The sequence below is a fragment of the Streptomyces sp. NPDC058664 genome, from assembly GCF_042716635.1.
Taxonomy (GTDB): domain Bacteria; phylum Actinomycetota; class Actinomycetes; order Streptomycetales; family Streptomycetaceae; genus Streptomyces.
In genome coordinates this window covers 1-1,169 of the sequence record NZ_JBHXRW010000236.1, presented here as the reverse complement: position 1 = coordinate 1,169, position 1,169 = coordinate 1, and the positions used below count along the sequence as shown (strand labels likewise).

1 protein-coding gene and 1 pseudogene are annotated in these 1,169 nt (G+C 63.2%); one reads left to right on the top strand and one right to left on the bottom strand.

Going from position 1 to position 1,169, the window contains the following annotated elements:
* Positions 1-698 precede the first annotated feature (698 nt).
* Positions 699-857: a hypothetical protein gene (locus ACFWUY_RS41840; RefSeq protein ID WP_384122377.1), complete on the bottom strand. Its 159-nt coding sequence runs from the start codon at positions 855-857 to the stop codon at positions 699-701.
* A gap of 180 nt (positions 858-1,037) precedes the next feature.
* On the opposite strand from ACFWUY_RS41840, the pseudogene ACFWUY_RS41835 reads away from it, so the two are divergent.
* Positions 1,038-1,169, top strand: a pseudogene (locus ACFWUY_RS41835) (IS6 family transposase); the annotation flags it as partial.

Sequence of the window (1,169 nt, the reverse complement as noted above, 5' to 3'; positions counted from 1 at the left end):
CAACATGGACATGCCCATCAAGCAGCCCCGACAGCGATCAGTACCACGATCGAGCGATCACGAACACAGAGAAGTCGGACTCAACGACCACTGAGGTTGACTGCTCTCTGACCTGCAGCAGCACTTGGCTCTTGCAGACGCAGCCGACACCCGATCGGTGGCCGTTCTGAAGAAGCTCACTGAGCCAAGATCGGCTGGGGTGGCCCCGAATCCCCTGTGCGGGATCGGGGCCATGGACCGGACCGGTCCAGCCGGGGCGCCCGAACCAGTGCACGCGTCACCCGGCCCACCGCCCCTCACTCCGCCAAGGACACGCGCTACGCCACCCTGGTACACGCGGTACACCTCGCGTGTACGTGTGGCGCGGGTGGCCTGCGTACGGGCCGGCCGGAGAGCGGACATGCGGGCGTTGGGCCGCACCGGGCACAGGTCGCGCCTCTGGTCGCGGTTCTGGGCGCGCCGGAGCGGTCGCCTACTGTTTTCGCTGATCAGGACCGGCATCCGGACCGTGCGATGTACTGCCTTCATGACAGTGAGCCGCCTGGGGATGTACCGGATCGTGTCAGTCGCCAGAACACAAAGCGCCGCCTCGTGTCAGCGCCCACCTATCGCCCTAGACCAAAAGCCTGCAAGGACATGCCGATCCTGACCAGGCGATACTGCCATGGACCCACTGACACCAAACCGGCATATCGCACTCAGTCGATCACGGCGATCTCGTTGTGGTGGGCACCGACCGGGCTGCCCTCGTCCACGACGGTCTCGTTGTGGTGGGCATCGACCGGGCCGCCCTCGTCGGACTGCACCGGGTAGGCGAGTTCGCTTTCCATAGGAAATAGCTTGTGATAGATGTTCATCGGTCCTCCACCGCTGGGATTGAACTACCCGCAAGGGGCGCTTGCTTGCCAGTAAAGCCGAGCACGCCATCTACTCCCTGAGTATTTTTTGCTCGGGCACTGTGATCAGGCGGTGTTGTCACGTTGTCGGTCGCGGCGCGGGGTGATCTTCGGGTTGTCTGTGCTGGGAGGAGTGTGCTGGTGTCGGTTGTGTCGCCGTCGTACAAGAACCACCAGCATCCGGTGGAGGTCATCTCGCACTGCGTGTGGCTGTACTTCCGTTTCCCGCTCAGCTTCCGGGAGGTTGAGGAGTTGATGCTCAAGCGTGGTGTC

Excerpts from the sequence above, each read along its gene's own strand:
- ACFWUY_RS41840 (WP_384122377.1), bottom strand. The coding sequence starts at position 857 with ATGAACATCTATCACAAGCTATTTCCTATGGAAAGCGAACTCGCCTAC.